A 26,816-nucleotide genomic window follows, 5' to 3' on the forward strand; every position below is an offset into this window, starting at 1 on the left:
AAAGACATGGAAGACACCTCGACGACCCAGCGGGCAGCGGCCTCGCGGAGGCCGCATGTGACGGACCCCCGCGGGCTCCTCAACGCGTTCGACCACCAGTTCCGGGGCTTCAGGACCTTCTGGTTCGACCGGATCGCCCCGGCCGGTCCCGTCGTCCTGCCCGCGGCGCTGGGCGCCGAACTGGAGGACGCGATCGCCTACTTGGCCGACCTGCTGCGGCGGGCGGTGCACCACCTGGGCGACGACTGCGTCTCCCGGCACCGGGCCCTGGGCCTGGACGAGCGGCTGACGGAGTTCTACGGGGACGAGGAGTTCGAGAACGCCTACGCCACGGTCATGGGCCGACCGGACGTGATCCTCACCGACGCCGGATGGAAGTTCATCGAGTTCAACTTCTGCTCGTCCACCGGCGGTCAGGTCTACGTCCACCTCCTCAACGAGCTGTGGCGGCAGCTCCTGCCCGACGACGCCCTGAACACCCTCACGCTCGCCGATCCGCTCAAGACACGCGGGGACATGCTGCGCACCGTCCTGGACGACCTCGGTCTGGAACCGTACGTCGCGCTGGTCGGCCATCTCCCGGACGTCTTCCTCTCCGACTCCGGGGGGAACCGGAGGTACTACGAGATCGAGGCCGACGCCCTGCGGAAGTCGGGCATCAGGGCGGAGTACTTCGAGACGGACGAGTTCATCGACGCCCTCGGCTCCCGCCGCGGCGAGTTCCCCCTGGTCCTGGAGCGGACCGTGCCACAGGAGTGGATCGACGCCGGCCGAGAGCTCGGGCCGCTGCTGACGATCAGGAAGTGCGGCGCCGCGGTGCTGACGCCGCAGAGTTCCTACCAGGCGGCGAACAAGCAGCTCTTCGCCCTGCTGTCCCAGGGGCAGGACTGGATGAGCGACCGGGACCGGGAGTTCGTGCGGCGGTACATCCCCTGGTCGCGCTCGGTCCGGGAGGAGACCGTCGAATACCGGGGCACGTCCTGGAAGCTGGACGAACTGCTGCGCGGGCGGCGGGCGGACTTCGTCCTGAAGCGCTCCGACGGCGACCAGAACTTCGACGTGCACATCGGCGCGCTGACCGACGCGGCCGCCTGGGAGGAGGTCATCGCCAAGGCCCGCGAGGCCGGCACCTGGATAGCGCAGGAGACCGTCCACAGCACCGAGATCCACGCGGACGTCCTCGACTGCGACCGGGGCGAGCACCTCGGCATCGCGACGCGCGCGGTGTTCGGCCCCCTGTTCATGGGCGGACGCATGACCGGATGCGGGGTGCGCTACGACGTACCCGCCCCGGGCGGCTCCGCACCGGGGGCGAAGGGATCGAGCATCCTGGGATCCGTCGGCTGGCAGGCAGGCTGACCCGGACGTCCGTCCCGTGTCCGGGCCGGGGCCGCCGGCGGGTTCGGCCGGTGGGCCGGCCCCGGCCCGGACATCCTGCCGGACGTCCCGGTCACCGCCGCTCGGGGTGGGCGCTCTTCTGGACGAGCGCCGTCAGCTGGACCCGCGAACGCACCCCCAGCTTGCGGTAGATCCGGGTGAGCGCCGCCTCCACGGTCTTGACGCTGACGTACAGGGCGGCCGCGATGTCGCGGTTGCCGCGCCCTTCGGTGACCAGATCGGCGATCCTGCGCTCCGCCTCCGTCAGACCGGCCGGCGAGGACCGCACCCGGTTCGGCTCCGGCTCCCACAGCGGCGCGCCCGCCCTGCGGAACACCGCGTCGGCCCTCGCCCGCAGCTCCCTGGCCCGGGCCGGGCGCCTGTGCCGCTGCTCGACGGACGAGTACGCCAGCAGCGCCCGGCCGCACTGCAACGGGTATCCGAGCCGTTCGAAGGTGCGCAGGGCGCGGCCGACCAGTTCCTCGGCCGACGCGTGGTCGCCCGCCGCCGCGTGGCACAGCGCCTCGGCCCGGTCCAGCGAGGCGAGGACCCCGCGCCGTCCCAGCTCCTCGGCCCGGGACCGGGCGTCGGCGACCGTCCGCAGGGCGGCGGGCAGGTCTCCCGCGGCGACCAGTGCCTCGGCCAGATCCGCGTCGTAGCGGACCTCCGCGGGGTCCGCGACACCCAGGTCCTGCACCAGGTCCCGGACCCTGAGCAGATCCGCCAGGGCTCCGCCCGCGTCCCGCAGCAGCAGCCGGGTCATTCCGGACAGGTGCAGACAGTGCGCGGCGAAGACGGTGTCCTCGTCCTCCTGCGAGGCCGTCAGACCGAGGTCCGCGTAGGCGAGCGCCTGCTCCAGGGTCCCGCCGGCGAGTTCGGCGACCGCCGCCGCGTACCACGGCGGGCCGGGCGAGGTAGCCAGGTCACGTGTCAGCGCCAGGAGCCGGTGCGCCTCCTCGCGGGCGAGCTGGCCCTCGCCCCGGTGGGCGTGGATCCGGACGGCGGTGCCGAGCACCCAGAGCCGGTCGGCGGGGCAGTCCGGCGGGCGCATCTCGTCCAACAGCCGCCCCGCCTCGTCCAACCGGTCGTCGAGCAGGGCGAACGCGACGCCGACCCGGCGTGGCTCCCCGGGGGTCCGGCCGGCTCCGGCCGGCGTGCCCGTCGCCAGGGCACGCCGGAGCAGCTCGGCCTGGCCCGGTGAACCGCGGACCTGCTCGATCCGGGCGGTCAGGGCCAGGGCGAAGGAGTGGATCGCCGCGTCGCCGGCCCGCTCGGCCAGTTCGGTGGCGGAGCGGGCGTGCGTCAGCGCCTCCGCGTGGTAGCCGCGGTTCGCGCCCAGGCTCCGGGCGAGGCGCAGGTGCGCCGCCGAGGCAAGTGCGGGATTGTCGGCGGCCAGGGCCTCGGACAGGGCCCGCGCCGCCATCCGCTCCGCCACCGCGGCGCCCCGGCCGGCGGCGTCGGCGACGGCGAGCCGCGCCTGGGCGCGAGCGGTGGGCACGGCCCGCCTGCGGTCCAGCTGCTCCAACGCCGTGCAGGCCAGGTCGAACCGCCCGGCGGCCTCGGCGTCCTGGGCGGCGGCGATCAGCAGGTCGTGCCGGGCGCCGCCGGCCCGGCCGCCCGCGAGCAGCCCGAACTCGGCCGCCCGGGTGTGGTCACCGCCCTCCCGTGCGGCGGTGGCGGCGTCGGCCAGGCCGGGAACCAGCCGGGCGGGAATCTCGGCCGCGCTCAGGGCGGAGGCCTCGTGCCAGACGCGGTCGTCGTCCTCGGACGCGGCGGCGGCCAGGGCGAGATGCGCCTGGCGCACCGCCTCGCCGCTGGACTCGGCGAGGAGGCACTCGCGTACGACCGGGGCCGGGAAGCACACGGTGCCCGCCACACGGATCAGCCCGGCGGCCTCGGCGTCGGCCAGGGCCGCGTCGGCGGACGGTCCCGCGGCCCGGCGGACGGCGTCGAGCGAGGGATCGGCCGCCAGCGCCGCGAGGAGCAGCACCCAGTGCACGGGGGCCGCGAGCCCCGCCAGCCAGGCTCTCAGGGCCTTGCGCGCGTGCGGGGCCAGCGGCTGTGCGTCCAGGACCGCCGTCGCCCCGGCCCGGGCCAGTCCGGCGGCGATGTCCGAGACCAGACGGGGGTTGCCGCCCGTCGCCGTGTGGATGCGCGCGGCGGTCCGCAGGGGGATCCCGAAGGACCGCACCACGGCTGCCGACTCGTGCGGGGTGAGCGCGGGGACCGCGATCTCCACCGCGTCACCGCCGAGGACGTCGTGCGGGAGCGGGCCGTCGGGCCGCAGCGCCGCCAGCAGCGACACACTGCCGCGGCTGCGGCGTGCCGCGAAGCCGAAGACGTCCAGGCTGTCCGGGCCCCACCAGTGCATGTCGTCGGCGGCCAGCAGCAGCCGGGCCCGGCGCCCCCACGTCTGGAGGCAGGACAGGACCGTGACCCGCAGGATCGCGGGGTCGGGCGGAGGCCCGGTGACCCGGCGCAGCACCCAGTCGATCGTCGATCGCTGGACGTCCGGCAGGTCGCCGCTCACGTCCGCCGGGCACACGGTGAACAGGTCCACCAGGGGTACGTACGGCAGGTGTGCGTCGGCGGGCGCCGAGCTGAGCCTGACCACGGGGTCCCCGGAGGACTCCCACCCCGCGCACACCGCGTCCAGCACCGCGGACTTGCCGAAACCGGTGGGTCCGACCACCGCCACCGCACCTGCCTGCCGCAGCTCACCGGAGACCTGGTCGACCAGCGGGCGGCGCGCCCTCACCGCAACGCGTCCATCCACGCCTCGACCGCGTCCGCGTCGCGTGGCAGGTCCGCCGACAGACACAGCGCGCCGTCGGAGGTGATGACGAAGTCGTCCTCGATCCGCACGCCGATGCCGCGCAGTTCCTCGGGGACCGTCAGGTCGTCGGGCTGGAAGTACAGCCCCGGCTCGACGGTGAGCACGTGCCCCTCCTCCAGCACACCGCCCAGATACGTCTCGCTGCGGGCGGCGGCGCAGTCGTGGCAGTCGAGGCCGAGCATGTGGCCGGTGCCGCAGACGGTGTAGCGACGGTAGAGGTCGGCCTCGTGCGGGATCGTGGCGCCGCCGGGCCGCAGGCCCCAGGCGTCGAGCCCCTCGGTGATGACCCGCGTCGCGGCGTCGTGGAAGGCACTGTACGGTGCTCCGGGCCGCAGGGCGGCGATGCCCGCCGACTGGGCGGCGAACACCAGGTCGTAGACGCGGCGCTGCACATCCGTGAAGCGCCCGCCGACCGGCAGGGTCCGGGTGACGTCCCCGGTGTAGAACGAGTCGGCCTCGACGCCCGCGTCCAGCAGGAGCAGCTCCCCCTCCCGCACCGGGCCGTCGTTGTGCATCCAGTGGAGCACGCACGCGTGCGCGCCGGCCGCCGCGATGGTCTCGAACCCCAGGCCGTAACCCTCCAGCCGGGCCCGCCTGTTGAAGGTGCCCTCCACCCATCGCTCCCCGCGTGCGAGGCGGGTGGCGTGGGGCAGTTCACCGGCGACGTCGTGGAAGCCGGCGACCGTGTGCCCCACGGCGGCGCGCAGTTGCTCGATCTCCCACGCGTCCTTGACCAGCCGCGACTCGGAGAGGAAGGCGAGCAGTTCGGCGTCGGCCGGTGCGGACGGCGGGACGGTCGCGTCGACGAGCGCGTCCTCGCCGCGCACCACCCGGGTCGGGACCTCACCGGCGAGCGCCCGCTCCAGCCCCTCCCGGGAGACCGCCTCGACGCCGAGGGCTTCGGCGGTCTCCCGGAGGGTCCGGCGCCGGCCGACCCAGAACTCGCCGTGCTGCCGGTCGCTGTAGAACTCCGCACCGGACGGTCCGGCGTCGCGCGGTGACCGGGGCCGGGTGAACAGGGTGATCTCGTGCCCGCTGCCGGTGGGCTCGAAGACGAGCACGCTGTCCGGCACCGCTCCCGTCCCCTGTTCGGCCGTGAGGTGGATGTACGCGGAATGCGGGCGGAAGGCGTAGTCGAAGTCGTTACTGCGGGCCTTGAGTCCGCCCGACGGGACGACGATCCGCTCTCCGGGGAACCGCGTCGACAGCGCCGCACGCCGCTTGGCCGCGTATGCGGCTCCGGAGACGGGTGGAAGCCTCCTGTCCGTGTCCGCCCACCCCTGCCGAAAGACCTCCGCCACCGCCGCCGGTACTCGACGATCGTGACTCCGCGCTCCGCGCGGGCCGTCCTGACGTTCCATCGCACGCCTCCCCGTCATTCCGTTCCGTGGTGCTGCGCCCTCACTCCACAGGGAGAGCGCACGTGTCCGATCCGCGGCCCCGAAGGGCCGCGGCGGCCGATGTCAGCCGCGAAGCCGGGCCATCCACTCCTCCACTTCGTCGGCCGTCCGAGGAAGGTCGGCCGAGAGGTTCTCGTTGCCCTCGTCGGTGACCAGCAGATCGTCCTCGATCCGTACGCCGATGCCGCGGAGCTCCTCGGGCACGGTCAGGTCGTCCGACTGGAAGTACAGGCCGGGCTCGACGGTGAGCACCATGCCCGCCTCCAGCGTCCCGTCCACGTACAGCTCGGTACGGGCCTTCGCGCAGTCGTGGACGTCCAGGCCGATCATGTGGCCCGTGCCGGCCAGCGTCCAGCGGCGGTACAGCCCGAGTTCGTACGCCTCGTCCACCGACCGCTCGCCGAACAGGCCCCAGGAGGCGAGGTGTTCGGTCAGCACCCGCTGGGCGGCGTGGTGGAAGTCCCGGTACTTCGCACCGGGCCGGACCTGGGCGATACCGGCCGACTGCGCCGCGTACACCGCGTCGTACACCTTGCGCTGGACCGGTGTGAAACGGCCGTCGACCGGCAGCGTCCGGGTGACATCGGCGGTGTAGAGGTTGCGGCTCTCCACTCCGGCGTCGATCAGCAGCAGTTCGCCCGGCCGGGTCTCGCCGTCGTTGCGGACCCAGTGCAGCGTCGTGGCGTGGGCTCCCGCGGCGCAGACCGACGCGTAACCCACGTCGTTGCCCTCGGTCCGCGCGCGCATCCAGAACGTGCCCTCGATGACCCGCTCCGCGGTCGGCGTGTCCGTGCCGAGAACGCGCACGATGTCCTCGAAGCCACGCGCCGTCGCCTGACAGGCGTGGCGCAGGTCGGCGATCTCGAACTCGTCCTTGATGAGGCGCATCTCGGACAGGGCGACGCGGAACTCGGCGTCGCGCTCGGCGGTCACCTTGTCGTTGAGGGCGGCGTCGACCCCGGCGTCGTAGTCGCGCAGCAGACGGATCGGGCCGGTGGCCTCGGCCAGCCGCTCGGTCAGCGTGCGGACATCACGGCAGGGCAGGCCCAGGAGCCGCTCGTTCTCGGTGAGGCTGTTGCGACGGCCGTCCCAGAGCTCACCGTGGTAGTCGCGCCAGAACTCCCCGTTCTCGCGGTTCGACCGGGGGAGCAGATAGGCGACCGCCACGTGGCCGCCGTCCGCACCGGGCTCCAGGACCAGTACGGAGTCCTGGGACTGGTCACCCGTCAGGTAGGCATAGTCGGAGGACGGGCGGAACGGGTAGTCCGTGTCGTTGGCGCGGACCTTCGGGTTGCCGGCCGGGACCACCAGCAGTTCACCGGGGAACAGCGCGGAGAGCGCCGCCCGACGGCGCGCGGTGTACGCCGCCTGGGCGATGGGTTCGAGGTCGCGGCGCTCGGTGTCGGCCCAACCCTGCTTCATGTTTTCGGCCAGTTCGGCACTCACGTCCACGTACAGACCGTTCTTCCGCGTCTTGTTCTCATCCGTCTCACCAGCCACGACAGCCTCCTGATGCGAATCCGTCACGCGTGTTCCTCTCGATCGCAGAAGTCGATGCCTGTCCCGGGGACCGACCGGAAAATCCTCCGGGCAGCGCGCCCGTCCCGGCAACGGCCTTTCCGGGCAGATGTTTTGAGTCGGAGCGGGGGCATGCGGTGAGCCCGGTTGTCGGCGCTGCTGCGGCGCAGACCCGCACGATCCGGGCAGTGCCGGCCCGGTGACCCCCAACTCACCCGGCGGTAGGGCTCCTTGCCGTGAACCGCACTCTTGCAGCCGCCCCTCATCCCCACGTCATACACATGTATGAAATCTCACGGATGCTCTTGCGTCATTTGTCGCTGGGCGGGCCCGGCCGGTCTCGTGGAGCCTGAGCCGGTCGGCCACCCCCGGCGGCGAGGATCCGGCGGGCGCGTTCGAGCAGGGGCTTGTCGATCATCTGTCCGTCCACCACGGTGACGGAGTCACCCGCGGCGACCACGGCCCGGGCCCATTCGCGTTCGCTCGCGGTCGGCGCGAACCGCTCCGCCACGACGGGGACTTGGGCGGGATGGATGCACAGTTTCCCGGTGAAGCCGAGCCGGCGCCCGTGGGCGATGTCCGCGGCGAGCGCGTCGGCGTCCCGCACGCCGGTCGTGACACCGTCGACCGGAGCGCACCGCCCCGTCGCCGCCGAGGCCGAGACCAGCCGGGACCGGGCGTACGCGAGGGCCATGTGGTCGTCGTGAGCGACTCCGAGCTGCCCGGCCAGGTCCACGTTGCCGAGGGCGACACGGACCACGCCCGGGGTGGCGCACACCTCCACGGCCCGCTCGATCCCGGCCGCCGTCTCGATCAGCGGGATCAGGAACGGCACCCCTCCCGTCCGGGAGACCAGGCCCGCGAGCACCAGCGGGTCCTCGGCCTTGGGCACCATCACGGGCATGCCGCGCCCGGCCGCCATCGCGAGGTCGTCGTCGCACCAGGGCGTGCCGGGCGCGTTGATCCGGACCAGGGCGCTGTTGCCCGCGCCGAGCCAGGCGGCGGCGTGATCACGCGCGCGACGCTTGTCCGGCGCCGCGACCGCGTCCTCCAGGTCGAGGATGACCACGTCCGCTCCGGTGGCGACGGCCTTGTCGAACCGGTCCGGCCGGTCCCCGGGCACGAACAACAGACTGCGGGCCGTTTCCAGCCGGCTCACGGGCATGCTCATACGGATGGCCTCTCCTCTACGGCTGGTCCAGGAGCGCCATCATGCTCGGTGAGGGGTGAAGCCGCCCCCTTCGGGGCCCGTACGTCGGCGCGGCGCGCCCACCGCCGGGGGGAGCCCCGGGGCGGGAGACCGCCCCGGGGCTCCCCTCGGTCCTCCGATCAGTCCTCCGGGAGCTCCACCGGGGCGATCTCGTCGAAGACGTCGCCGGGGCCGGGGTTGGTCGCGTCGGTCGCCCCGCCGAACTGGTGCATGACGCCCCACACGGCGTTCAGCGCGGTCTGCACGGCGCCCTCGGCCCAGCCGGCCGTCCAGGAGATGTCGTCCCCCGCCAGGAACAGGCCCCGCTTGTCGGCGGGCAGCTTGTCCTGCATGAAGTGGGTGAACAGCCTCCGCTGGTAGCGGTAGTGGCCGGGCAGGTTCGCCTTGAACGCGCCCATGAACCAGGGCTCGTTCTCCCAGGAGACGGTGACCGGGTTGCCGATGATGTGGCTGCGGACGTCGACGTTCGGGTAGATCTCGCCGAGCGACTTGAGCATGACGTCCATGCGCTCCTTCGGGGAGAGCGGCAGCCACTTCAGGCTGTCGTCGCACCACGTGTAGGAGAGGCAGATGACGGCGGGCTTGTCGGGGCCGTCGTCCAGGAGGTACGTGCCCCGCGTCATCCGGTCGGTGAGCGTCATCGACATGGTGTCGCGGCCGGTGGTCCCGTCCTTGTCCAGCCAGAACGGCCGGTCGACCGGGACGAACAGCTTGGACGACTCCATGTAGTGGGTGCGCTCCATCGCCGTCCAGTGGTCGATCGGGAAGAGCGCGTCGTCGCAGTCGATCTTGGAGAGCAGCAGCCAGGACTGGCCGGTGAAGACCGCGGCCCGGAAGGTGCGGATGTCGCCGGTGGCGTCGGTGACCGTGATGCGGTTGCCCGCCGTACGGGTCAGCCGGGTGACCGCGCCGCGCGGCTCGCCGTCGTGCAGGGAGGAGAGCGAGGTGCCGAGCGGCCAGTGGACGATCTTCCGCGGCTCGCGGTCCCACAGGCGCAGCGGGAGCTGCTGGCTGCCGCCGACGATGCCGCGGTGGTGGTCGTCGGCCTCGGTGTAGACGACGCGGAGGATCTCCAGGATGGAGTTGGGGAAGTCGGTGTCCCAGCCGCCGGTGCCGAAGCCGACCTGGCCGAAGATCTCGCGGTGCCGGAAGGACTTGAAGGCCTCGGAGTCGCAGAGGAAGCCGTAGAAGGTCTGGTTGTCGAGCCGCTCGACGAGCTGCGACCAGATCTCCCGGATACGCGGGACGTCGCGCTCGCGCAGCGCCCGGTTCATGTCGGAGAAGTCGGCGCCCTCCTCCAGAGCGGCGCTCCACGCCTCGGCCACGTCGCGGTAGACCTGCGGCAGGTCGTCGATGGTCTCGGCGTAGTGCGACTCGCCCTTGAGGTCCACGACGGTCGAGGGCGTGGCCGGGGAGAGCGGGTTGGGGAAGGGCCGGGTCTCCAGGCCCACCAGGTCGATGTAGTGCTGGAGCGCCGTGGAGGAGGGCGGGAAGCGCATGGCGCCCATCTCGGCGGTGAGTGAGGGGTCGCAGCCGTCGAAGCCGACGGTGCGCAGCCGGCCACCGATCCGGTCGGCCTCGTAGACGACGGGCTTGAGGCCCATCTTCATCAGCTCGTACGCGGCGATGATCCCGGAGAGCCCGCCGCCGATGACGGCGACCTCCTGGCCGTGCTCGGTCGCCGGTATCTGCCCGAGCCCCGCCGGGTGGGCGAGGAAGTCGTCGTACGCGTACGGGAAGTCCGGACCGAACATGGTGATCGGCGGGGCGGCCGCGTCGGTGTGCTGGACGGCGTTGGGCACCGTGGACGTCATGGGGTACGGACTCCTTGCGCGGTACGGAAGTTCGGGGAGGAGGCGGGCTCAGGCGGGGGAGCCGTACAGGCCGGGGCGGCGGTCGTGCAGATAGGGGTTGGCGGCGCGCGAGGCGGCCAGGAGCTCCGGGTCCACCTCGCCGACGACGAGCTCCTCGCCGCGTCCGGCACGGGTGCGCACGGTGCCGTCGGGGCCGGCCAGGCAGCTGAGCCCGACGAACTCGAACTCGCCCTCCGGGCCGGTGCGGTTGACGTACGCCACGTACATCTGGCTCTCGAAGGCCCGTACGGGGACGACGGATTCGGCGACGAACTGGAAGGGGTGCATCTGCGCGGTGGGCACCAGCAGCAGATCGGTGCCGGCCAGGGCGTGCGCCCGGACGTTCTCCGGGAACTCGACGTCGTAGCAGATCAGCAGCCCGATGCGGATGCCGTCGAGGTCGGCCTGGACGACCGGCTGGTCGCCGGGGGTGAACCACTCCTGCTCGAAGCAGCCGAACAGGTGGGTCTTGCGGTAGTTCGCGAGGCGCCCGCCGTCGGGGCCGATGAGCTGGGAGGCGTTGAAGATCCGCTCCCCGTCGCGCTCCGGGTAGCCGTAGAGGACCGCGAGACCGTGGCGTACGGCGATCTCGGCGACGGCCTCGGCGCCGGGGCCGTCGGCGGGCTCGGCCAGCTCGGGGACGGCGTCGCCGATGGCGTACCCGGTGAGGAACAGCTCGGGCGAGACCAGCAGCCGGGCTCCCGCGGCGGCGGCCCGTGCGGCGGCCTCGTCCAGCACCTTCAGGTTCGCGGCGACGGCGCGGGGGCGTCCGGAGCTCTGGAGCAGGGCGGTGCGCAACGACGGCATGGTTGACCTCGGGCGGTGCGGGCGGGGTGGGGAGACGTATCGAAGGTACGTGGGCCGGATCAGCGCGGACAAGGCGCGAGTGTTGCGCACCAACCGTTGATTCGTTGCGCGAGGAGGCCGTGGTGCGGCGAATCGTTGCGTGCGGCGTCATCGCAGGTCAGCGGGGTGATGTGCGCCACTGTCGCGGGCCGGCCGTCAGGCCGGGGGGCCCTCCGCCGAATACCGCCGCAGCAGCGGCGAGAGCACCAGGACGGACTTGGTCCGCTCGACGTACGGCTCTCCCGCGATCCGCTCCAGGACCTGTTCGAAGTGGCGCATGTCGGCGGCGAAGACCTGCACCACCGCGTCGGCCTCCCCGGTCACCGTCGAGGCCGACGCGATCTCCGGGTAGCGGGCGAGGCCCTGCTTGATGGCGTCCGGGGAGGTGTTGCGGCTGCAGTAGATCTCGATGAATCCCTCGGTCTCCCACCCGAGCGCCGCCGGATCGACCCGCACGGTGAAGCCGGTGATCGCTCCCTCGGACCGCAGCCGGTCGACGCGGCGTTTCACGGCGGGGGCGGAGAGGCCGACGATCGCGCCGATGTCGGCGTAGGAGCGCCGGGCGTCTTCGGCGAGGGCGTGGACGATGCGTTCGTCGAGGTCGTTCAGGCGCACGTCGGGCGGTTCACTTCTCTGCGGTGGGTCGGCTGGCGGGAGGCGGAGCGTGCCGCCTCCCGCAGTAGACCATGAGCCGCCGTCGCGGGCCTGCTCGGCGCAGTTCCCCGCCCGGCCGGGACCGGGCGGGGAAGGGTGGCTCAGAAGGGGAACCGCGAGCGGCCGTGCTGGATGGAGATCCACTTCTGGGTGGTGAAGGCCTCGACCATCGAGTCGCCGTTCAGCCGGCCGAGGCCGGAGCTCTTCTCGCCGCCGAAGGGGACGATCGGCTCGTCGTGGACGGTGCCGTCGTTGATGTGGATCATGCCGGTGTGGATGCGCTGGCCGATCCGCACCCCGCGCTCGATGTTGCCGGTGTGGACGGCGCCGCTGAGGCCGTACGGGGTGTCGTTGGCGATGCGGACGGCCTCGTCCTCACCGTCGAAGGGCACCAGCAGGGCGACGGGGCCGAAGATCTCCTGGTGCAGGACGGGCGAGTCGGCGGCGAGGCCCGTCAGCACGGAGGGGCTGACCAGGTTGCCGTCGGCGCGGCCGTGCAGGAGGGCCGTCGCCCCGGCCGCCACGGTCTGGTCGACGAGCTTGGAGATGGACTCGGCCTGCGAGGAGTTGATCAGCGGGCCGATCTGGGTGGCCGGGTCGGCGGGGTCGCCGACGGTGAGCGAGGCGACCTTGGCGACGAACTTCTCGGTGAACTCCGCCTCCACGGCGCGGTCGACCAGGATGCGGTTGGCCGCCATGCAGACCTGGCCCTGGTGGACGTACCGGCTGAAGACCGCCGCGTCGACGGCGTAATCCACATCCGCGTCGTCGAGCACGATCAGGGCACTGTTGCCGCCGAGTTCGAGCACGGCGCGCTTGAGGTTGCGGGCGCAGACGGTGGCGACGTGGCGGCCGACCTTGTCCGAGCCGGTGAAGGAGATGACCTGCGGCACGGGGTGCTCCAGCAGGGTGTCGCCGATCTCCGCGATGTCGGTGATCACGACGTTCAGCAGCCCGGCGGGCAGGCCCGCGTCCTCGAAGATCCTGGCCAGCAGGGTGCCGCCGCAGATCGGGGTGTTCTGGTGCGGCTTGAGGACGACGGCGTTGCCGAGGGCCAGCGCGGGGGCGACGGACTTGAGGGAGAGCAGGAAGGGGAAGTTGAACGGGCTGATCACTCCGACGACCCCGACGGGCACGCGGTAGACGCGGTTCTCCTTGCCCTCCGTCGGCGAGGGGAGGATCTGTCCGGCGGGGCGCAGCGCCAGCTGGATCGCCTCGCGCAGGAACTCCTTGGCCAGGTGCAGTTCGAAGGCGGCCTTCAGCCGGGTGCCGCCGAGTTCGGCGACGATCGCGTCACTGATCTCCGGCTCGCGCTCCTCGACGAGGTGCAGCGCCTTCTCCAGGACGGTCCGCCTGCTGTACGGGTTGGTGTCCGCCCACGCCTGCTGGGCGCGCTCGGCGGCGCGGTAGGCCTGGTCGACCTCGTCGGCGGTGGCGACCGGGATGGAGGCGAGCTTCTCCCCGTCGAACGGGTTGAAGTCGATGATGTCCCAGGACCCCTTCCCCGGCCTCCACTCGCCGTCGATGTACTGGTGGGCCAGGTCAGTGAAGAAGGACATGAGATCCCTTACCGCAGAGAGGCAGGCAGCTGAGTGAGCTTCATATTACTTACCATTCACCAGAGTTGAAGCGCACCCCCGATCGCCGCCGGAAGCCCGGAAACACCCCTGCCCTCTCCGGCGCGAAGCGGCCGGAGAGGGCAGGGGTGTCGGGTGGATCCGGGATCAACTCCAGCTGGCGTGCAGCGGCTTGCCCTCGGCGTAACCGGCGGCGCTCTGGACGCCGACGACCGCCTTCTCGGCGAACTCCGCCAGGGAGCCGGCGCCGGCGTAGGTGCAGGAGGAACGGACCCCCGCGATGATCGAGTCGATGAGGTCCTCGACGCCCGGACGGGTCGGGTCGAGGAACATCCGCGAGGTGGAGATGCCCTCCTCGAAGAGCGCCTTGCGGGCGCGGTCGTACGCGGACTCGTCCGAGGTGCGGTTCTTCACGGCGCGGGCCGAGGCCATGCCGAAGGACTCCTTGTAGAAGCGGCCGTCGGCGGACTGCTGGAGGTCGCCGGGCGACTCGTACGTCCCCGCGAACCAGGAGCCGATCATCACGTTGGACGCACCGGCGGCGAGCGCCATCGCCACGTCGCGCGGGTGCCGGACGCCGCCGTCCGCCCAGACGTGCTTGCCGTGCTTCCTCGCCTCGGCGGCGCACTCCAGAACGGCGGAGAACTGCGGGCGGCCGACGCCGGTCATCATCCGGGTGGTGCACATGGCGCCGGGGCCGACGCCGACCTTGATGATGTCCGCGCCCGCCTCGATCAGGTCGCGCACGCCCTCGGCGGCGACGATGTTGCCCGCGACGATCGGCACCCGCGGGTCGAGCGCCCGGACGGCCTTCACCGCGCTGATCATGGACTCCTGGTGGCCGTGGGCCGTGTCCACGACGAGGACGTCGGCGCCCGCGTCCAGGAGCTGCTTGGCCTTGCCGGCCACGTCGCCGTTGATACCGACGGCGGCCGCGACGCGCAGCTTGCCCTCGGCGTCGGTGGCGGGGGTGTAGAGCGTGGCGCGCAGGGCGGCCTTGCGGGTGAGGATGCCGACCAGGCGCCCCTGCGCGTCGACCGCGGGGGCGAGCTTGCGGTTGGCGCCGTCGAGCTTGTTGAAGGCGTCGCGCGGGTCGATGTCCGCGTCGAGCAGCACCAGGTCCTTGGACATGACCTCGGAGAGCTGGGTGAAGCGGTCGACGCCCGTGAGGTCGTGGTCGGTGACGACGCCCACCGGGCGGCGGTCGGCGTCGACGACGACGCCCGCGCCGTGGGCCCGCTTGGGCAGCAGGGACAGCGCGTCGGCGACGGTCTGGCCGGGGGCCAGTTCGATCGGGGTGTCGAGGACGAGGTGGCGCGTCTTGACCCAGGAGATGACGTCGGCGACGACCTCGATCGGGATGTCCTGGGGGATGACGACGAGGCCGCCCCGGCGGGCGATGGTTTCGGCCATCCGGCGGCCCGCGATGGCGGTCATGTTGGCGACCACGAGCGGAATGGTGGTACCGGTTCCGTCGGGCGACGAGAGGTCCACCCCCTGCCGGGAGCCGACCGCGGAGCGGCCCGGGACCATGAAGACATCGTCGTACGTGAGGTCGTACGGGACCGCGGGGGACTCTGTGTAGCGACCGGTGCCCGGCTCAAGAAAACGCATAACACTCATTTTTTCATACGAAACGGTGCAGGTCGCTTCCATGAAGACACAACAAAAGACCCCCGCGTTCGTCCGAACCTCCGAAGAGGCGGCCGGGGGGCTCCGGGCAAGTGGAACCTGCCTTACCCACGGACCCTACCCGAACAGGATTCGAATCATTCGCGATCGCCATCCCTGGACCGGGTGACAAGGGGTCAGGTAGCTTCAAAGCCGCAGGTCCCGTGGGTGTCCGACGCGCCGATCCGGATCGTCGGCACCCCTGGGCACACCGTTTGACCGGAGAGGATCCCGATCCGCCTGTGGACAGCCAACTGCCGGACATCTACTGCCCGTTCCCGCAGCGGACCAACCCGCACGTGGCACACACCCGTGGGCATCTGGACAGCTGGACCAGACGGACGGGTCTGGTCCACCGCGAGTCCGCGAGGAACCGATTCGAACAGGCCGACTTCGGGGCGTTCGTCGGCATGGTCTACCCGACCGCCGACGAGGAACACCTCGACCTGGTGGCCGACTGGTTCGTCTGGCTCTTCCTGGTCGACGACCAGCTCGACGACGGCCACCTCGGGCGCTCACCGGACCGGGTGAGGGACGTCGTCGACCGGATGCGCGCGGTGATCGACGGCTCCGCCCCCGAGCCGCTGCCGGGTGAAGACGCCCCGGCCGCCGTGACGGCCCTGGCCGACCTGTGGAAACGTACGACGCCGAACGCCGCTCCGCACTGGCGGACCCGGTTCGCCTGGCACCTGGTCACCTACCTCACGACCGCCACGACCTGGGAGGCGGGAAACCGCGCCGAGGACGTGGTGCCCTCGGAGGACACGTACATCGCCAAGCGGCGGCACACCGGGGCCATCCATGTCTGTATGGACCTCATAGAGATCGTGGCGGGCATCGATGCCCCGGAGTCGATCCACAACGACCCCCGCTTCATCACCGCCCTGGAAGCCGCGTGCAACCACGTGTGCTGGGCCAACGACGTGTACTCCTTCGAGAAGGAGCAGATGCTCGGCGAGATCCACAACCTCGTCCACCTGGTCCGCCATCACCGGGGCCTCGGGGAGCAGCAGGCTCTGGACCACGTCGCGGAGCGCCTCGCGATGGAGACCGAGCGGTTCCTGACCGCCGAGGACGAGCTGCTGGAGCTGTATCCGGAGCTGTCCGGGATGCTGGTGCCCTACCTCGACGGGATGCGGAGCTGGATGCGCGGCAACCTGGACTGGTCGCGCCGGACACCGCGCTACAACCCCGCCGACGTGGGCCAGTACGAGGAGCCCGAGGAGTATCTGGAGGAGACCGTGCTGGGCGTTCCGTCCGCGCGCGCCGAGGCCGCCGCCCCCGCCCCGTGCGCGGCCGAGGCCCCGCCGGCCGGCTGACGCGGGCCGGGACGGACCGAGGGCCGTGCACCGGATACGGTGCACGGCCCTCGGTGTGTTCCCGCCGGTGTCACTCCCTGTCCGGGTCCGCCCGCTCCAGCGCCGGGCGCACGCCCGCCGGGGACTCGGTGAGCAGATAGTCGGCCGCGGCGGTGTCGGTCACCAGGCTGGTGACGAGGCCGGAGCGCAGCACCGCGCCGATCGCCGCCGCTTTGCGCTTACCGCCCGCGATCGCGACCACCTCGGGGATCCGGCGCAGCCGGTCCGTCTCCACCGTGATGCACCGCTCCCCCAGGTCACGGCCGACCCGGCGGCCGTCGGAGTCGAAGAGGTGCGCGGACATCTCGGCGGCGACACCGAGTGAGGCGTAATGCGCGCGCTCGGCGTCCGAGAGCATGTCGTGGACCGTGGAGATGCCCGGCTCCCAGGAGCCGATGGAGACGGCGGCGACCGTCACCTTGTCGAAGTACTCGAAGGCCCGGGCGATGCCGGTCTGCTCGCGCAGCGCGGCGGCCGTCGCGGGGTCGGGCAGCAGCATCGGGGCGTAGATGGGGTGTGCCTCGCCGCCGGAGACCTGCGCCGCCCGGCGGACCGCCTCGACCGAGCCGCGCTCGGCGGTGCCCGCGTCGTACACGCCGGTCAGCTGGACGACGGTGCAGGGCGGGAGCCGGTCGAGGGCGGCCGCCATGTGGATGGTGGAGCGGCCCCAGGCCAGGCCGAGCACATCGCCCTCGGCGACCAGCTCGCCGAGGAGATCGGCCGCGACCTCGCCCAGGTTCTCCGGGTCGGGGGCGTCCTCCTGCTCCTCGGCCGGGGACTCGACGACCACCGCGTGCCGGAGCCCGTAACGGGCCCGCAGGGCGTCGGAGCGTTCCGCGTCCAGCTCGGCCGGTACCCGGATCTCGATGCGTACGAGATCGCGTTCGAGGGCGGTCTCCAGGACCCGGGCCACCTTGAAGCGGCTCACGCCGAACTCCTCGGCGATCTGGATCTTGGACTTGCCCTCCAGGTAGAACCGGCGGGCCATGGCCGCCGCCTGCACCAGCTCCGCGGGTCCCATCCGCATGGCTGACCGACCCGCCGAGATGCCAGACACCGCGATCTCCTCACTGCTGTTCACACGCCCGATACGCCGTTCATCCTGTCAGATCCGGCGGTCCTTGATCGGCCCTGTCGGGCCGCGTTCATCTGCCCTTGGTTCAGTGTCCGCATGCCCAGGGGGCGGCGGCCGTGGCCGCGTCCGCCTGTGCCCGCAACTGACGCACCGCCGCGGCCGGGTCCTGCGCACCGTAGACCGCGGAGCCCGCCACGAAGACGTCGGCGCCGGCCTCGGCGCAGCGCTCGATGGTGGTGGCCGAGACCCCGCCGTCGACCTGGAGCCACAGTTCGAGGCCGTGCTTGCTGATCAGCTCCCGGGTGCGACGGATCTTCGGCAGCATGATGTCCAGAAAGGCCTGGCCGCCGAAGCCCGGCTCGACCGTCATGATCAGCAGCATGTCCAGCTCGGGGAGCAGGTCCTCGTACGGCTCGATGGGCGTCGCGGGCTTGAGCGCCATCGAGGCGCGCGCGCCCTTCGCCCGGATCTCCCGCGCCAGCCGCACCGGAGCCGCCGCGGCCTCCGCGTGGAAGGTCACGGATCCGGCCCCCGCCTCCACGTAGCCCGGGGCCCAGCGGTCCACGTCCTCGATCATGAGGTGGCAGTCCAGCGGGGTGTCCGTGGCCTTGCTGAGTGCCTCGACGATCGGCACGCCGAGGGTCAGGTTGGGCACGAAGTGGTTGTCCATGACATCGACGTGGAGCCAGTCCGCGCCCTCGACGGCCTTCGCCTCCTCGGCGAGACGCGCGAAATCGGCGGACAGGATGCTGGGGTTGATCTGCGCCATGACCCAAGCCTGCCACGTCTCCCGCCGGTTCCCCGCCTCGATGCGCCCCGAAGCCTCACAGGGCCATCACAGTTCGCACATTCCGCGCATTTTGCCAGCGCTTTGCTCTTCTTTGCTGTTCACGGGGCGAGATCCGGCCGGTCGTGACCGACGGCCGGGCCCGGGCCGGCCGGCCCGGGGAGCCGGATATCCGGCCGGCCGGACGTTCAGCCGGTCCGGCGCAGCAGGGCCAGGTACATCGCGTCCGTGCCGTGCAGATGCGGCCAGAGCTGGACGTCGGGGCCCTCGCCGAGGGCCGGCACACCGGGCATCAGGGGGCGGGCGTCGATCCACTCCGCCTCCACCGGCTCCCCGCCCCGGCCCTTGAGGACGTCCTCGACCACCACGCGGGTCTCCGCGAGATGCGGCGAGCAGGTCGCGTAGCCGACCACACCGCCGATCCGTACGGCCTTCAACGCCTCGCGCAGCAGACCCCGTTGGAGCGGGGCGAAGGCTTCCAGGTCTTCGGCGCGACGCCGCCAGCGGGACTCCGGGCGACGCCGCAACGCGCCCAGGCCGGAGCAGGGCACGTCCATCAGGATCCGGTCGAACGTGCCGGGCAGCCACGGCGGGCGGGTGCCGTCCGTGGTGATCACCTGGTACGGGCCGGGGTTGCCGGCGAGCGCCCGCTCGACCAGCCGGGCGCGGTGCGGCTGCTTCTCGGCGGCGAGCAGGGCGGCTCCCCGCCCGGCGGCCAGGGCGGCCAGCAGGGCGGCCTTGCCGCCGGGGCCCGCGCAGCCGTCGAGCCAGCGGGCGTCGCGGCCCTCGACGGGTGCGGCGGCCAGCGCAGCGGCGACGAGCTGGCTGCCCTCGTCCTGGACGCCCGCCCGGCCCTCCTGGACGGCCTCCAGCGCTCCGGGCTCGCCGCCCTCGGCCATCCGGACCGCGTACGGCGACCAGCGGCCCGGCAGGGAGTTGTCCTCGCCCAGGGCCGCGACCAGCTCGTCCGTGGTGGAGCGGCCGGGGCGGGCCGCCAGCGTCACCTCGGGCCGCTCGTTGTCGGCTTCGAGGAGGTCCTCGATGCCCGCCCGGCCGCCGCCCAGCGCGTCCCAGAGGGCCGAGACGATCCAGCGGGGATGCGAGTGCACGACGGACAGGTGGTCCTCGGCGTCCTCGTCGTACGGCGGGGCGACCTTCTCCACCCAGCCGTCGAGGTCGTGCGCGGTGACCTTGCGCAGCACCGCGTTGACGAACTTCGCGCGCCCCTCCCCCAGCACCACCCGGGCCAGCTCCACACTGGCGGAGACGGCCGCGTGGGTGGGGATACGGGTGCCCAGCAGCTGGTGGACGCCCATGTTCAGGACGTCGAGGACCGGCGGGTCGACCTCGCGCAGCGGCCGGTCGACGCAGGCCGCCACGATCGCGTCGTACGTGCCCTGACGGCGCAGCGTCCCGTAGACCAGCTCGGTCGCCAGCGCCGCGTCCCGGCCGTCGAAGTCGCCCTTGGCGCGGGCCTTCTTCAGCAACGGGGGCAGTACGAGGTTGGCGTACGCGTCGCGCTCGTCGACGGCCCGGAGCGCCTCGAAGGCGAGGAAACGGACCGGGTCCTTCTGCGGACGGCGGTGGGGCTTGGCGGGACGGCGACGCGGCTGGTCGTTCACGTGAAAGGTGCTCCGCTGATGGTGAGAGGGGCGAACCCTCCCAGCGTACGTCGCCGTCCCCGGGCGCCCGAACGGCAGCCCGGACCCCCGGGACCCGGCCGCCCCCGCCGCTCGGGGCGCCTCTCTACAGGCCGAGCAACTCGCCGTGGACGATGCGGACGCCGCGCGCCCAGTCGGCGGCCTTCATCGGCTTCTTGCCCTGCGGCTGGACCCAGAGCAGCTCGACCGCGTGCGATCCGGTGCCCACGTACACGTTGTTCTTGGCGGCCGACAGCTCGCCGGGGGCCAGGTCGGTGCGGTCCGGGACGGGCGTGGCCTGGACCAGCTTGAGCCGCTCGCCGCGGAACAGGGTCCAGGCGCCGGGTGCCGGGGTGCAGCCGCGCACCACCCGGTCGACCCGCAGGGCGGGTGCGGACCACTGGACCTGGGCGTCCTCGACGGTGATTTTCGGGGCCAGGGTGACGCCGTCGTCGGGCTGGGGCACGGCGTGCAGCGTGCCGTCCTCGATGCCGTCCATGGTGGCGGCGAGCAGCCCCGCGCCGGCGAAGGCGAGCCGGGTGAGCAGGTCGCCGCTGGTGTCGGTGGGGCGGACCTCCTCGGTGAGGACGCCGTAGACCGGGCCGGAGTCCAGCCCCTCCTCGATCAGGAAGGTCGACGCGCCGGTCACCTCGTCCCCGGCCATCACCGCGTGCTGGACCGGCGCCGCGCCCCGCCAGGCGGGCAGCAGCGAGAAGTGCAGGTTGACCCAGCCCCGGGCGGGCACGTCGAGGGCGACCTTGGGCAGCAGGGCGCCGTAGGCGACGACCGGGCAGCAGTCCGGGGCGATCTCGCGCAGCCGGGCGAGGAACTTCTCGTCCCGGGGCCTGGCGGGCTTGAGCACCTCGATCCCGGCCTCCTCCGCCCGCTCGGCCACCGGGCTCGCGACGAGCCGGCGCCCCCGCCCGGCGGGGGCGTCCGGACGGGTCACGACGGCGGCCACCTCATGGCGGCCGGAGGCGATCAGGGCGTCCAGTGCGGGGACGGCGACTTCGGGGGTGCCGGCGAAGACGAGCTTCATGGGTGGCTGACTGCCTCTCGGGCCAAGACGTACGGTGACGAGCAGCACACCAGTCTAAGGGCTGTCCCGTAATTCCCGGCGGGCGCCGCCCAGGGGGCGTACGTGCGCCGCGCACGCCCCGTGCATACGCACATACGCCCCGATAGCGTGACCACATACCCGGCTCGGGCGTTGGTCAAAGGAGATTGACCGAAGCGGGCCGCCCCGATGCGGCCCGATCCCTTTCAACGCCGGTTCGAGAGGCTTCTTCATGGCCGACCACGCAACGCACGACGCCCAAGCGCGGGCCAGTCTGCATCTTCTGGTGCGGGACATCGAGCGGGTCCGGCGGCAGGTGGACGCGCTGCGCACCCTCACCGCCCAGCTGGGCAACGTCTACCGTCCGCGCCGCTCCGGCCCCTCCGCGGGCTTCGTCGTCTACGGCAGGGCCCCGGCCCCCACCGTCCGCCTCGCGCAGGAACTGCGGGACAGCGTCGAGACCCTGGTCACGGCCGCGGTGGACTTCGACCGGTCGCTGGGCTTCTCCTGGGACGCGGTGGGCTCCGCCCTCGGCGTCACCAAGCAGGCCGTGCACCGCCGTTACGGGACGCGCCGGACCACGCCGCAGCCCGGCTCCGAGACGAGCGGCGAGAACGCGGCGGCGCCGCGTCCGGTCTCCGTCGGACCAGGGCTGGCCGGGCCCGTCGCAGGGCCGGGCTCCCCGGTGCCCTCGGTCCCGGCGGCCCGCTCGATGCCGCCACAGCCTCTCGCGGACCGGCCGGTCCGCGAGGAGCTGCGCCCCGGCGCCTTCCCGGGCCCCCGCAACGGCTGACCGCGCGCCGCCCCTCTGCCCCACCGTGCCGGTCGCACGGCGGGGCAGTCCTCTGTCCGGGCCCCGTGCCTGTGCGGGCCGACCGGCGGGCTGCCGCAGGCGGCTCCCCCGCGGCCTCAGCCGATGTCGGGCGGGTCGATCCTGATGCGCACCGGGTCGGTCGCCCCTTTGGCCATGCGGGCCGCGAGCGCCGTCTTCAGGGCGCGGGCGAGCGCCGCCCCGCGTCCCGGGACCACGCGGATCAGGGCCCGCTCCCAGGTCTCGCCCGGCGGGGCGCCCCCCGGCCGGCGGGGCCTGCCGGGCTCGGCCGACGGGACGGGCACCGGACCCAGGATCTCGGCCTCCGGCGGCAGCCCGGCGGTCCGGAGGAACGCGGCCAGAGCCTCGGGGGGGCCGGTGGCCGAGGCCATCCGGGAGACCGGAGGGAAGCCCAGCTCGGCCCGCTCCGCCAGCTCCCGCCGGGCGAATCCCGACGGGTCCCAGCGGACCAGCGCCTGCACCGCGCGCTCCGTCGGCTCGGCCACGATCACCACCGTGCCGCCCTCTTCCTGGCTCCGCACCAGCGCCCCCGCCGCCGTCCACCGGCGCAGTGCCTCCTCCCCCGCGCGCAGATCGGGCCGGCCGAGCATGGCCCAGCCGTCCAGGAGCAGGGCCGCCGCGTACCCGCCCTCGGCGACGGGCTCCGCGCCGGGCGTGGAGACGACCAGGGCCGGAGTGCCGGGCACCGCGTCGAGGATGTGGTCGCGCCCCGAGGTGCGGACGGGCACGGCGGGGAAGGCCCGGCCCAGCTCCTCCGCGGTGCGGCGCGCGCCGACGATCTGCGCCCGCAGCCGGGTGGAGCCGCACTCCGCGCAGTGCCAGGACCGCTCGGCCCGCCCGCACCAGGCGCAGTCGAGATCCCGCTGGTCCGGGGCCTGGAGGGGGCCCGCGCAGTGCCGGCAGCGGGCGGGCGTCCGGCAGCGTTCGCAGGCGAGGCGGGGGGCGTAACCCCGGCGGGGCACCTGGACCAGCACCGGACCGCTGCGCAGACCGTCGCGCACGGCCCCCCAGGCGAGGCTGGGGAGCCGGGCGGTGCGGGCGGCGCCGTCCCGGGCCAGCTCGCCGTCCCCGACCGTACGGATGAGGGGCGCGGCCCGGCGCAGCCGCTCGCGGTCCGCGAGGAGCGGCAGCGCCCAGCCGCTCTCCACCAGCTGGGCGGCCTCGACCGTGCAGCTGGTCCCGCCGAGGAGGAAGCCGCAGCGGCCCTGTGCCGACCGCAGCTCCAGGACCTCGCGGACATGCGGGAAGGGGGCGTTGTCGTCGCTGTGGCTGGAGTCCCCGTCGTCCCAGACGACGACCAGGCCGAGGTCCTGGACGGGGGCGAACATGGCGGCCCTGGTCCCCACGACCGCCCGCACCGAGCCCCGGCGCACCGCGAGCCACTGCCGGTAGCGCTTCTCGGGGCCGGAGTCGGCGGTCAGCAGGGCGTGCCGGCCGGTGCCGAGCGCCTCGGTCAGGGCGGCGTCGACCCGTCCGGCGGCCCGTCCGTCCGGGACGACGACGAGGGCGCCGCGCCCGGAGGAGAGCGTCGCGGCGACGGCTCCGGCGATCTCGGCGGGCCAGTGCGGGCCGGGCAGAGCGGTCCACACCGCGCGCGGAGCGCCGCCCTCGGCCAGCGCGCGCAGGAAGGCCAGGCCCTGGCCGTACCGCTCCCAGGTGCCCGGCTCCGGGGACGGGGGCGGGGGCAGTGGGTCCGGGGAGGGCTTGGACTCTGCGCGGCCGTTGCGCGGCGGGACGGCGAGCTGGAGGACATCGGCGAGGCTGCCCGCGTACCGGTCGGCGACGGCGCGGCAGAGGGCGAGCAGGTCGGGCCCGAGGACCGGCTCCGGGGAGACCACGGAGGCGATGGCGGCCAGCGCCCCCTGGTAGTCGGAGTCGGCGCGGCGCTCGACGATGAAGCCGTCGATCAGGCCGCCGCCCTCACGCCGCCCGCCCTGGACGTTGCGCCCGCCCGCCCCGAAGCGCACCCGGACCCGGACGCCCGGCTGCGCGTCGGCGTCCAGCTCCTCGGGGACCGCGTAGTCGAAGAACTGGTCGAGGTGGAGGACGCCCTTGTTGACCAGGACGCGGGCGACGGGCAGCTCCTCGGCGAGCGTGGCGCCCCGCCAGGTCCGCGGCTTGGCGCGCGGCACCTTCGCGCGGCGCACGGTCTCCCTGATCAGCGCAAGCTGCTCCGGCGCCCCGGCACCGGGTTCGGCGGACTGCTCGTTCTCGCTGCTCACAGCTGAATTCCTACCAGAGAGCACTGACAGCGGCGGGGGCACGGCAGCGGGGCCCGGCCACCTCGATCGGTGTCCGGGCCCCGCTGTCGTACTCGATGGCACCCGCTCCGCTGTTGTCGTACGCGGGCGGTCCGGCTACAGACCGGCGGCGGCGCGCAGGGCGTCCACGCGGTCGGTGCGCTCCCAGGTGAAGTCGGGCAGCTCACGGCCGAAGTGGCCGTAGGCGGCGGTCTGGGCGTAGATCGGGCGGAGCAGGTCGAGGTCCCGGATGATCGCGGCCGGGCGGAGGTCGAAGACCTCGCCGATCGCGTGCTCGATCTTCTCGGTGTCGACCGCGGCGGTGCCGAAGGTCTCCACGAACAGTCCGACGGGCTCGGCCTTGCCGATCGCGTACGCGACCTGGACCTCGCAGCGCGCGGCGAGACCGGCGGCCACCACGTTCTTGGCGACCCAGCGCATCGCGTACGCGGCGGAGCGGTCGACCTTGGACGGGTCCTTGCCCGAGAAGGCGCCGCCGCCGTGCCGGGCCATGCCGCCGTAGGTGTCGATGATGATCTTGCGGCCGGTCAGGCCGGCGTCGCCCATCGGGCCGCCGATCTCGAAGCGGCCGGTCGGGTTCACCAGGAGGCGGTAGCCCTCGGTGTCCAGCTTGATGCCGTCCTCGACGAGCTGCGCGAGCACGTGCTCGACGACGAACTCGCGGATGTCGGGGGCGAGCAGCGAGTCCAGGTCGATGTCGGAGGCGTGCTGCGAGGAGACGACCACCGTGTCCAGCCGGACCGCCTTGTCACCGTCGTACTCGATGGTGACCTGGGTCTTGCCGTCGGGGCGCAGGTAGGGGATGGTCCCGTTCTTGCGCACCTCGGACAGCCGCCGGGAGAGCCGGTGGGCGAGGTGGATCGGGAGCGGCATCAGCTCCGGGGTCTCGTCGCAGGCGTAGCCGAACATCAGGCCCTGGTCGCCCGCGCCCTGCTTGTCGAGCTCGTCCTCATCGCCCTCGACCCGCTTCTCGTACGCGGTGTCGACACCCTGCGCGATGTCCGGCGACTGCGCGCCGATCGACACCGAGACGCCACAGGAAGCACCGTCGAAGCCCTTTTTGGAGGAGTCGTAACCGATCTCCAGAACCTTGTTGCGCACGAGGTTGGGGATGTCGGCGTAGGCCTTGGTGGTGACCTCGCCCGCGACATGCACCAGACCGGTGGTGATCAAGGTCTCGACGGCGACGCGCGAGGAGGGGTCCTCGCGCAGGAGCGCGTCGAGAATCGTGTCGCTGATCTGGTCAGCGATCTTGTCGGGGTGACCCTCGGTGACGGATTCCGAGGTGAAGAGACGGCGGGACACATCGCTCCCTGGGGTTGCAGCGGCTGCTGGCTGATCATGGGTGGGACGACCGAGAGCTGCGCTCGGCGCGTACCGTCGGCCAGTTTATCGGTCGCATCCGGCGACCGGGGCAGGTGTCTCGCCCTTTGGGTGGTTCGTGACGCGCGCCACGTGGGGCACCAGTAGGACAATCCACCCTTCCCGGCCTGCGTTTCATGCCTTATGGGACGATTTCGTTCGCCCGGAGAGTTGATTGTGAAATCGGCTGGAACCTGCCCGAAACCAGATCCCAGACCGTGTCGGCGAGCGCTTCCTTGGGGCCGTACGGCACCGGTGTCTCCGAGCCGTCGGCAGCGAGGACGACCGCTTCGTTCTCCTCCGAGCCGAAGGTCTTGCGCTCCCCCACCTCGTTGACCACGAGGAGGTCGCAGCCCTTGCGGCGGAGCTTTGCCCTGCCGTTGACCAGCACGTCGTCGGTCTCGGCCGCGAATCCGACGACGATCTGGTCCGGGCGGGCCCGTTCGCCGGAGACCTCGGCGAGGATGTCGGGGTTGCGGACCAGGGTGACGGCGGGCGCCTCCTCGCCGTCCTTCTTCTTGATCTTGCCGGAGGCGTACGCGGCAGGGCGGAAGTCGGCCACCGCGGCCGCCATCACCACCACGTCCGCGTCGGGGGCGGCCTTCAGCACGGCCTCGCGCAGCTGGACGGCGGTGCCGACGCGGAGGACATCGGCTCCGGCCGGGTCGGGCAGCCCGGTGTTGGCCTCGATCAGGGTGACCCGGGCCCCCCGGGCCACGGCGGTGCGCGCCAGCGCGTACCCCTGCTTGCCGGAGGAGCGGTTGCCCAGAAAGCGCACCGGGTCGAGCGGCTCGCGCGTGCCGCCGGCGCTGATCACCACGTGGCGGCCCGCGAGATCGGGCTCGGTGACCCCGCGCGCCAGCACCCGGCGGCAGACCTCGAAGATCTCGCCGGGGTCGGGGAGCCGGCCCTTGCCGGTGTCGACGCCGGTGAGCCGCCCGACGGCGGGCTCGATGACGACGGCTCCCCGGCGGCGCAGCGTGGCGACGTTCTCCTGGGTGGCCGGGTGCTCCCACATCTCGGTGTGCATGGCGGGGGCGAAGACCACCGGACAGCGGGCGGTCAGGAGCGTGTTGGTGAGAAGGTCGTCGGCGAGCCCGTGGGCGGCCTTGGCCAGCATGTCCGCGGTGGCCGGGGCGACCACCACGAGGTCGGCGCCCTGCCCGATCCGCACGTGCGGGACCTCGTGGACGTCCTCCCAGACCTCGTCGGACACCGGGTGACCGGAGAGCGCCGACCAGGTCGCGGCCCCCACGAAGTGCAGTGACGCGGCGGTCGGGACGACCCGCACGTCGTGGCCGGACTCGGTCAGCCGGCGCAGCAGCTCGCACGCCTTGTAGGCGGCGATGCCCCCGCTGACCCCCAGGACCACCTTCGGCTTGTCCACTGCGTCTCCCCGCACTCGGCAACGTATGCGTCCCATGCTGCCTCACCGCACGGAACGCGTTCACCCGGCCCCGGACACACTCCAGGCCCGGCGGACGGGCCGCCGGGCCTGGAGT

The 26,816-nt window shown here is 72.8% G+C and carries 19 protein-coding genes; 3 read left to right on the plus strand and 16 right to left on the minus strand.

Annotation, left to right across the window (positions count from 1 at the left end):
- Positions 1-6: 6 nt before the first annotated feature.
- Positions 7-1,359, plus strand: coding sequence for a hypothetical protein (locus PSQ21_RS03880; protein WP_274028985.1), 1,353 nt, complete (start codon positions 7-9; stop codon positions 1,357-1,359).
- Between the two features lie 91 nt (positions 1,360-1,450).
- Here PSQ21_RS03880 and PSQ21_RS03885 read toward each other — a convergent pair whose 3' ends face one another.
- From PSQ21_RS03885 to PSQ21_RS03925, 9 genes are all read right to left on the minus strand, one after another.
- Positions 1,451-4,135, minus strand: a complete 2,685-nt coding sequence (locus PSQ21_RS03885) for a LuxR family transcriptional regulator (protein WP_274028986.1) — start codon at positions 4,133-4,135, stop codon at positions 1,451-1,453.
- Positions 4,132-5,574, minus strand: a complete 1,443-nt coding sequence (locus PSQ21_RS03890; protein WP_274028987.1) for an aminopeptidase P family protein — start codon at positions 5,572-5,574, stop codon at positions 4,132-4,134. Before PSQ21_RS03890 ends, PSQ21_RS03885 begins: the two co-directional genes overlap by 4 nt.
- Before the next feature lie 102 nt (positions 5,575-5,676).
- Complete coding sequence (locus PSQ21_RS03895) at positions 5,677-7,113, minus strand: aminopeptidase P family protein (protein ID WP_274028988.1); 1,437 nt, start codon at positions 7,111-7,113, stop codon at positions 5,677-5,679.
- Positions 7,114-7,441: 328 nt separating this feature from the next.
- Positions 7,442-8,302, minus strand: a complete 861-nt coding sequence (locus tag PSQ21_RS03900; protein WP_274028989.1) for an HpcH/HpaI aldolase/citrate lyase family protein — start codon at positions 8,300-8,302, stop codon at positions 7,442-7,444.
- 158 nt (positions 8,303-8,460) lie between these two features.
- Positions 8,461-10,155 carry a flavin monoamine oxidase family protein gene (locus PSQ21_RS03905; RefSeq protein WP_274028990.1) on the minus strand — a complete coding sequence of 565 codons (1,695 nt, stop codon included), beginning with the start codon at positions 10,153-10,155 and terminating at the stop codon, positions 8,461-8,463.
- Positions 10,156-10,203: 48 nt separating this feature from the next.
- Entirely contained in the window at positions 10,204-11,001 is a 798-nt protein-coding gene (locus PSQ21_RS03910; RefSeq protein ID WP_274028991.1) for a carbon-nitrogen hydrolase family protein, read from the minus strand.
- 195 nt (positions 11,002-11,196) lie between these two features.
- Positions 11,197-11,655, minus strand: coding sequence for an Lrp/AsnC family transcriptional regulator (locus PSQ21_RS03915; RefSeq protein ID WP_097868073.1), 459 nt, complete (start codon positions 11,653-11,655; stop codon positions 11,197-11,199).
- A 140-nt stretch (positions 11,656-11,795) separates the two neighbouring features.
- Positions 11,796-13,253, minus strand: coding sequence for an aldehyde dehydrogenase family protein (locus PSQ21_RS03920; protein WP_274028992.1), 1,458 nt, complete (start codon positions 13,251-13,253; stop codon positions 11,796-11,798).
- A gap of 165 nt (positions 13,254-13,418) precedes the next feature.
- Entirely contained in the window at positions 13,419-14,885 is a 1,467-nt protein-coding gene (locus tag PSQ21_RS03925) for a GuaB1 family IMP dehydrogenase-related protein (protein ID WP_274028993.1), read from the minus strand.
- A gap of 299 nt (positions 14,886-15,184) precedes the next feature.
- Between PSQ21_RS03925 and PSQ21_RS03930 the strand changes: the two genes are divergently transcribed.
- Complete coding sequence (locus PSQ21_RS03930) at positions 15,185-16,261, plus strand: terpene synthase family protein (protein ID WP_274028994.1); 1,077 nt, start codon at positions 15,185-15,187, stop codon at positions 16,259-16,261.
- A gap of 70 nt (positions 16,262-16,331) precedes the next feature.
- Here the strand turns inward: PSQ21_RS03930 and PSQ21_RS03935 are convergent, their stop codons facing one another.
- The 4 genes from PSQ21_RS03935 to fmt all read right to left on the minus strand — a co-directional run bounded on the left by PSQ21_RS03935 (position 16,332) and on the right by fmt (position 20,841).
- Positions 16,332-17,327 (minus strand): sugar-binding transcriptional regulator, encoded by a 996-nt coding sequence (locus PSQ21_RS03935; protein WP_274028995.1) that lies wholly within the window; start codon positions 17,325-17,327, stop codon positions 16,332-16,334.
- A 133-nt stretch (positions 17,328-17,460) separates the two neighbouring features.
- On the minus strand, positions 17,461-18,144 hold the full coding sequence (rpe, locus tag PSQ21_RS03940) for a ribulose-phosphate 3-epimerase (RefSeq protein WP_274028996.1): 684 nt from the start codon (positions 18,142-18,144) through the stop codon (positions 17,461-17,463).
- Between the two features lie 206 nt (positions 18,145-18,350).
- Complete coding sequence (locus PSQ21_RS03945) at positions 18,351-19,784, minus strand: RsmB/NOP family class I SAM-dependent RNA methyltransferase (RefSeq protein ID WP_274028998.1); 1,434 nt, start codon at positions 19,782-19,784, stop codon at positions 18,351-18,353.
- A gap of 124 nt (positions 19,785-19,908) precedes the next feature.
- Positions 19,909-20,841 carry a methionyl-tRNA formyltransferase gene (fmt, locus tag PSQ21_RS03950; protein WP_274028999.1) on the minus strand — a complete coding sequence of 311 codons (933 nt, stop codon included), beginning with the start codon at positions 20,839-20,841 and terminating at the stop codon, positions 19,909-19,911.
- Positions 20,842-21,091: 250 nt separating this feature from the next.
- Between fmt and PSQ21_RS03955 the strand changes: the two genes are divergently transcribed.
- Entirely contained in the window at positions 21,092-21,652 is a 561-nt protein-coding gene (locus PSQ21_RS03955) for a hypothetical protein (RefSeq protein ID WP_274029000.1), read from the plus strand.
- Positions 21,653-21,768: 116 nt separating this feature from the next.
- Here PSQ21_RS03955 and PSQ21_RS03960 read toward each other — a convergent pair whose 3' ends face one another.
- From PSQ21_RS03960 to coaBC, 3 genes are all read right to left on the minus strand, one after another.
- Entirely contained in the window at positions 21,769-23,913 is a 2,145-nt protein-coding gene (locus PSQ21_RS03960; protein ID WP_274029001.1) for a primosomal protein N', read from the minus strand.
- Between the two features lie 135 nt (positions 23,914-24,048).
- The gene (gene metK, locus PSQ21_RS03965) at positions 24,049-25,257 is read right to left on the minus strand and encodes a methionine adenosyltransferase (RefSeq protein WP_274029002.1); all 1,209 of its coding nucleotides are present in this window, start codon (positions 25,255-25,257) and stop codon (positions 24,049-24,051) included.
- A gap of 199 nt (positions 25,258-25,456) precedes the next feature.
- Positions 25,457-26,701, minus strand: a complete 1,245-nt coding sequence (coaBC, locus tag PSQ21_RS03970; protein WP_274029004.1) for a bifunctional phosphopantothenoylcysteine decarboxylase/phosphopantothenate--cysteine ligase CoaBC — start codon at positions 26,699-26,701, stop codon at positions 25,457-25,459.
- Between the last annotated feature and the right edge of the window lie 115 nt (positions 26,702-26,816).

It is taken from the genome of Streptomyces sp. MMBL 11-1, from assembly GCF_028622875.1.
Classification (GTDB): domain Bacteria; phylum Actinomycetota; class Actinomycetes; order Streptomycetales; family Streptomycetaceae; genus Streptomyces.

Excerpts from the sequence above, each read along its gene's own strand:
- PSQ21_RS03880 (WP_274028985.1), top strand. The coding sequence starts at position 7 with ATGGAAGACACCTCGACGACCCAGCGGGCAGCGGCCTCGCGGAGGCCG.
- PSQ21_RS03890 (WP_274028987.1), bottom strand. The coding sequence starts at position 5,574 with ATGGAACGTCAGGACGGCCCGCGCGGAGCGCGGAGTCACGATCGTCGA.
- PSQ21_RS03900 (WP_274028989.1), bottom strand. The coding sequence starts at position 8,302 with ATGAGCATGCCCGTGAGCCGGCTGGAAACGGCCCGCAGTCTGTTGTTC.
- PSQ21_RS03905 (WP_274028990.1), bottom strand. The coding sequence starts at position 10,155 with ATGACGTCCACGGTGCCCAACGCCGTCCAGCACACCGACGCGGCCGCC.
- PSQ21_RS03910 (WP_274028991.1), bottom strand. The coding sequence starts at position 11,001 with ATGCCGTCGTTGCGCACCGCCCTGCTCCAGAGCTCCGGACGCCCCCGC.
- PSQ21_RS03920 (WP_274028992.1), bottom strand. The coding sequence starts at position 13,253 with ATGTCCTTCTTCACTGACCTGGCCCACCAGTACATCGACGGCGAGTGG.
- PSQ21_RS03925 (WP_274028993.1), bottom strand. The coding sequence starts at position 14,885 with ATGCGTTTTCTTGAGCCGGGCACCGGTCGCTACACAGAGTCCCCCGCG.
- PSQ21_RS03935 (WP_274028995.1), bottom strand. The coding sequence starts at position 17,327 with ATGCGGATGGGACCCGCGGAGCTGGTGCAGGCGGCGGCCATGGCCCGC.
- rpe (WP_274028996.1), bottom strand. The coding sequence starts at position 18,144 with ATGGCGCAGATCAACCCCAGCATCCTGTCCGCCGATTTCGCGCGTCTC.
- fmt (WP_274028999.1), bottom strand. The coding sequence starts at position 20,841 with ATGAAGCTCGTCTTCGCCGGCACCCCCGAAGTCGCCGTCCCCGCACTG.
- PSQ21_RS03955 (WP_274029000.1), top strand. The coding sequence starts at position 21,092 with ATGGCCGACCACGCAACGCACGACGCCCAAGCGCGGGCCAGTCTGCAT.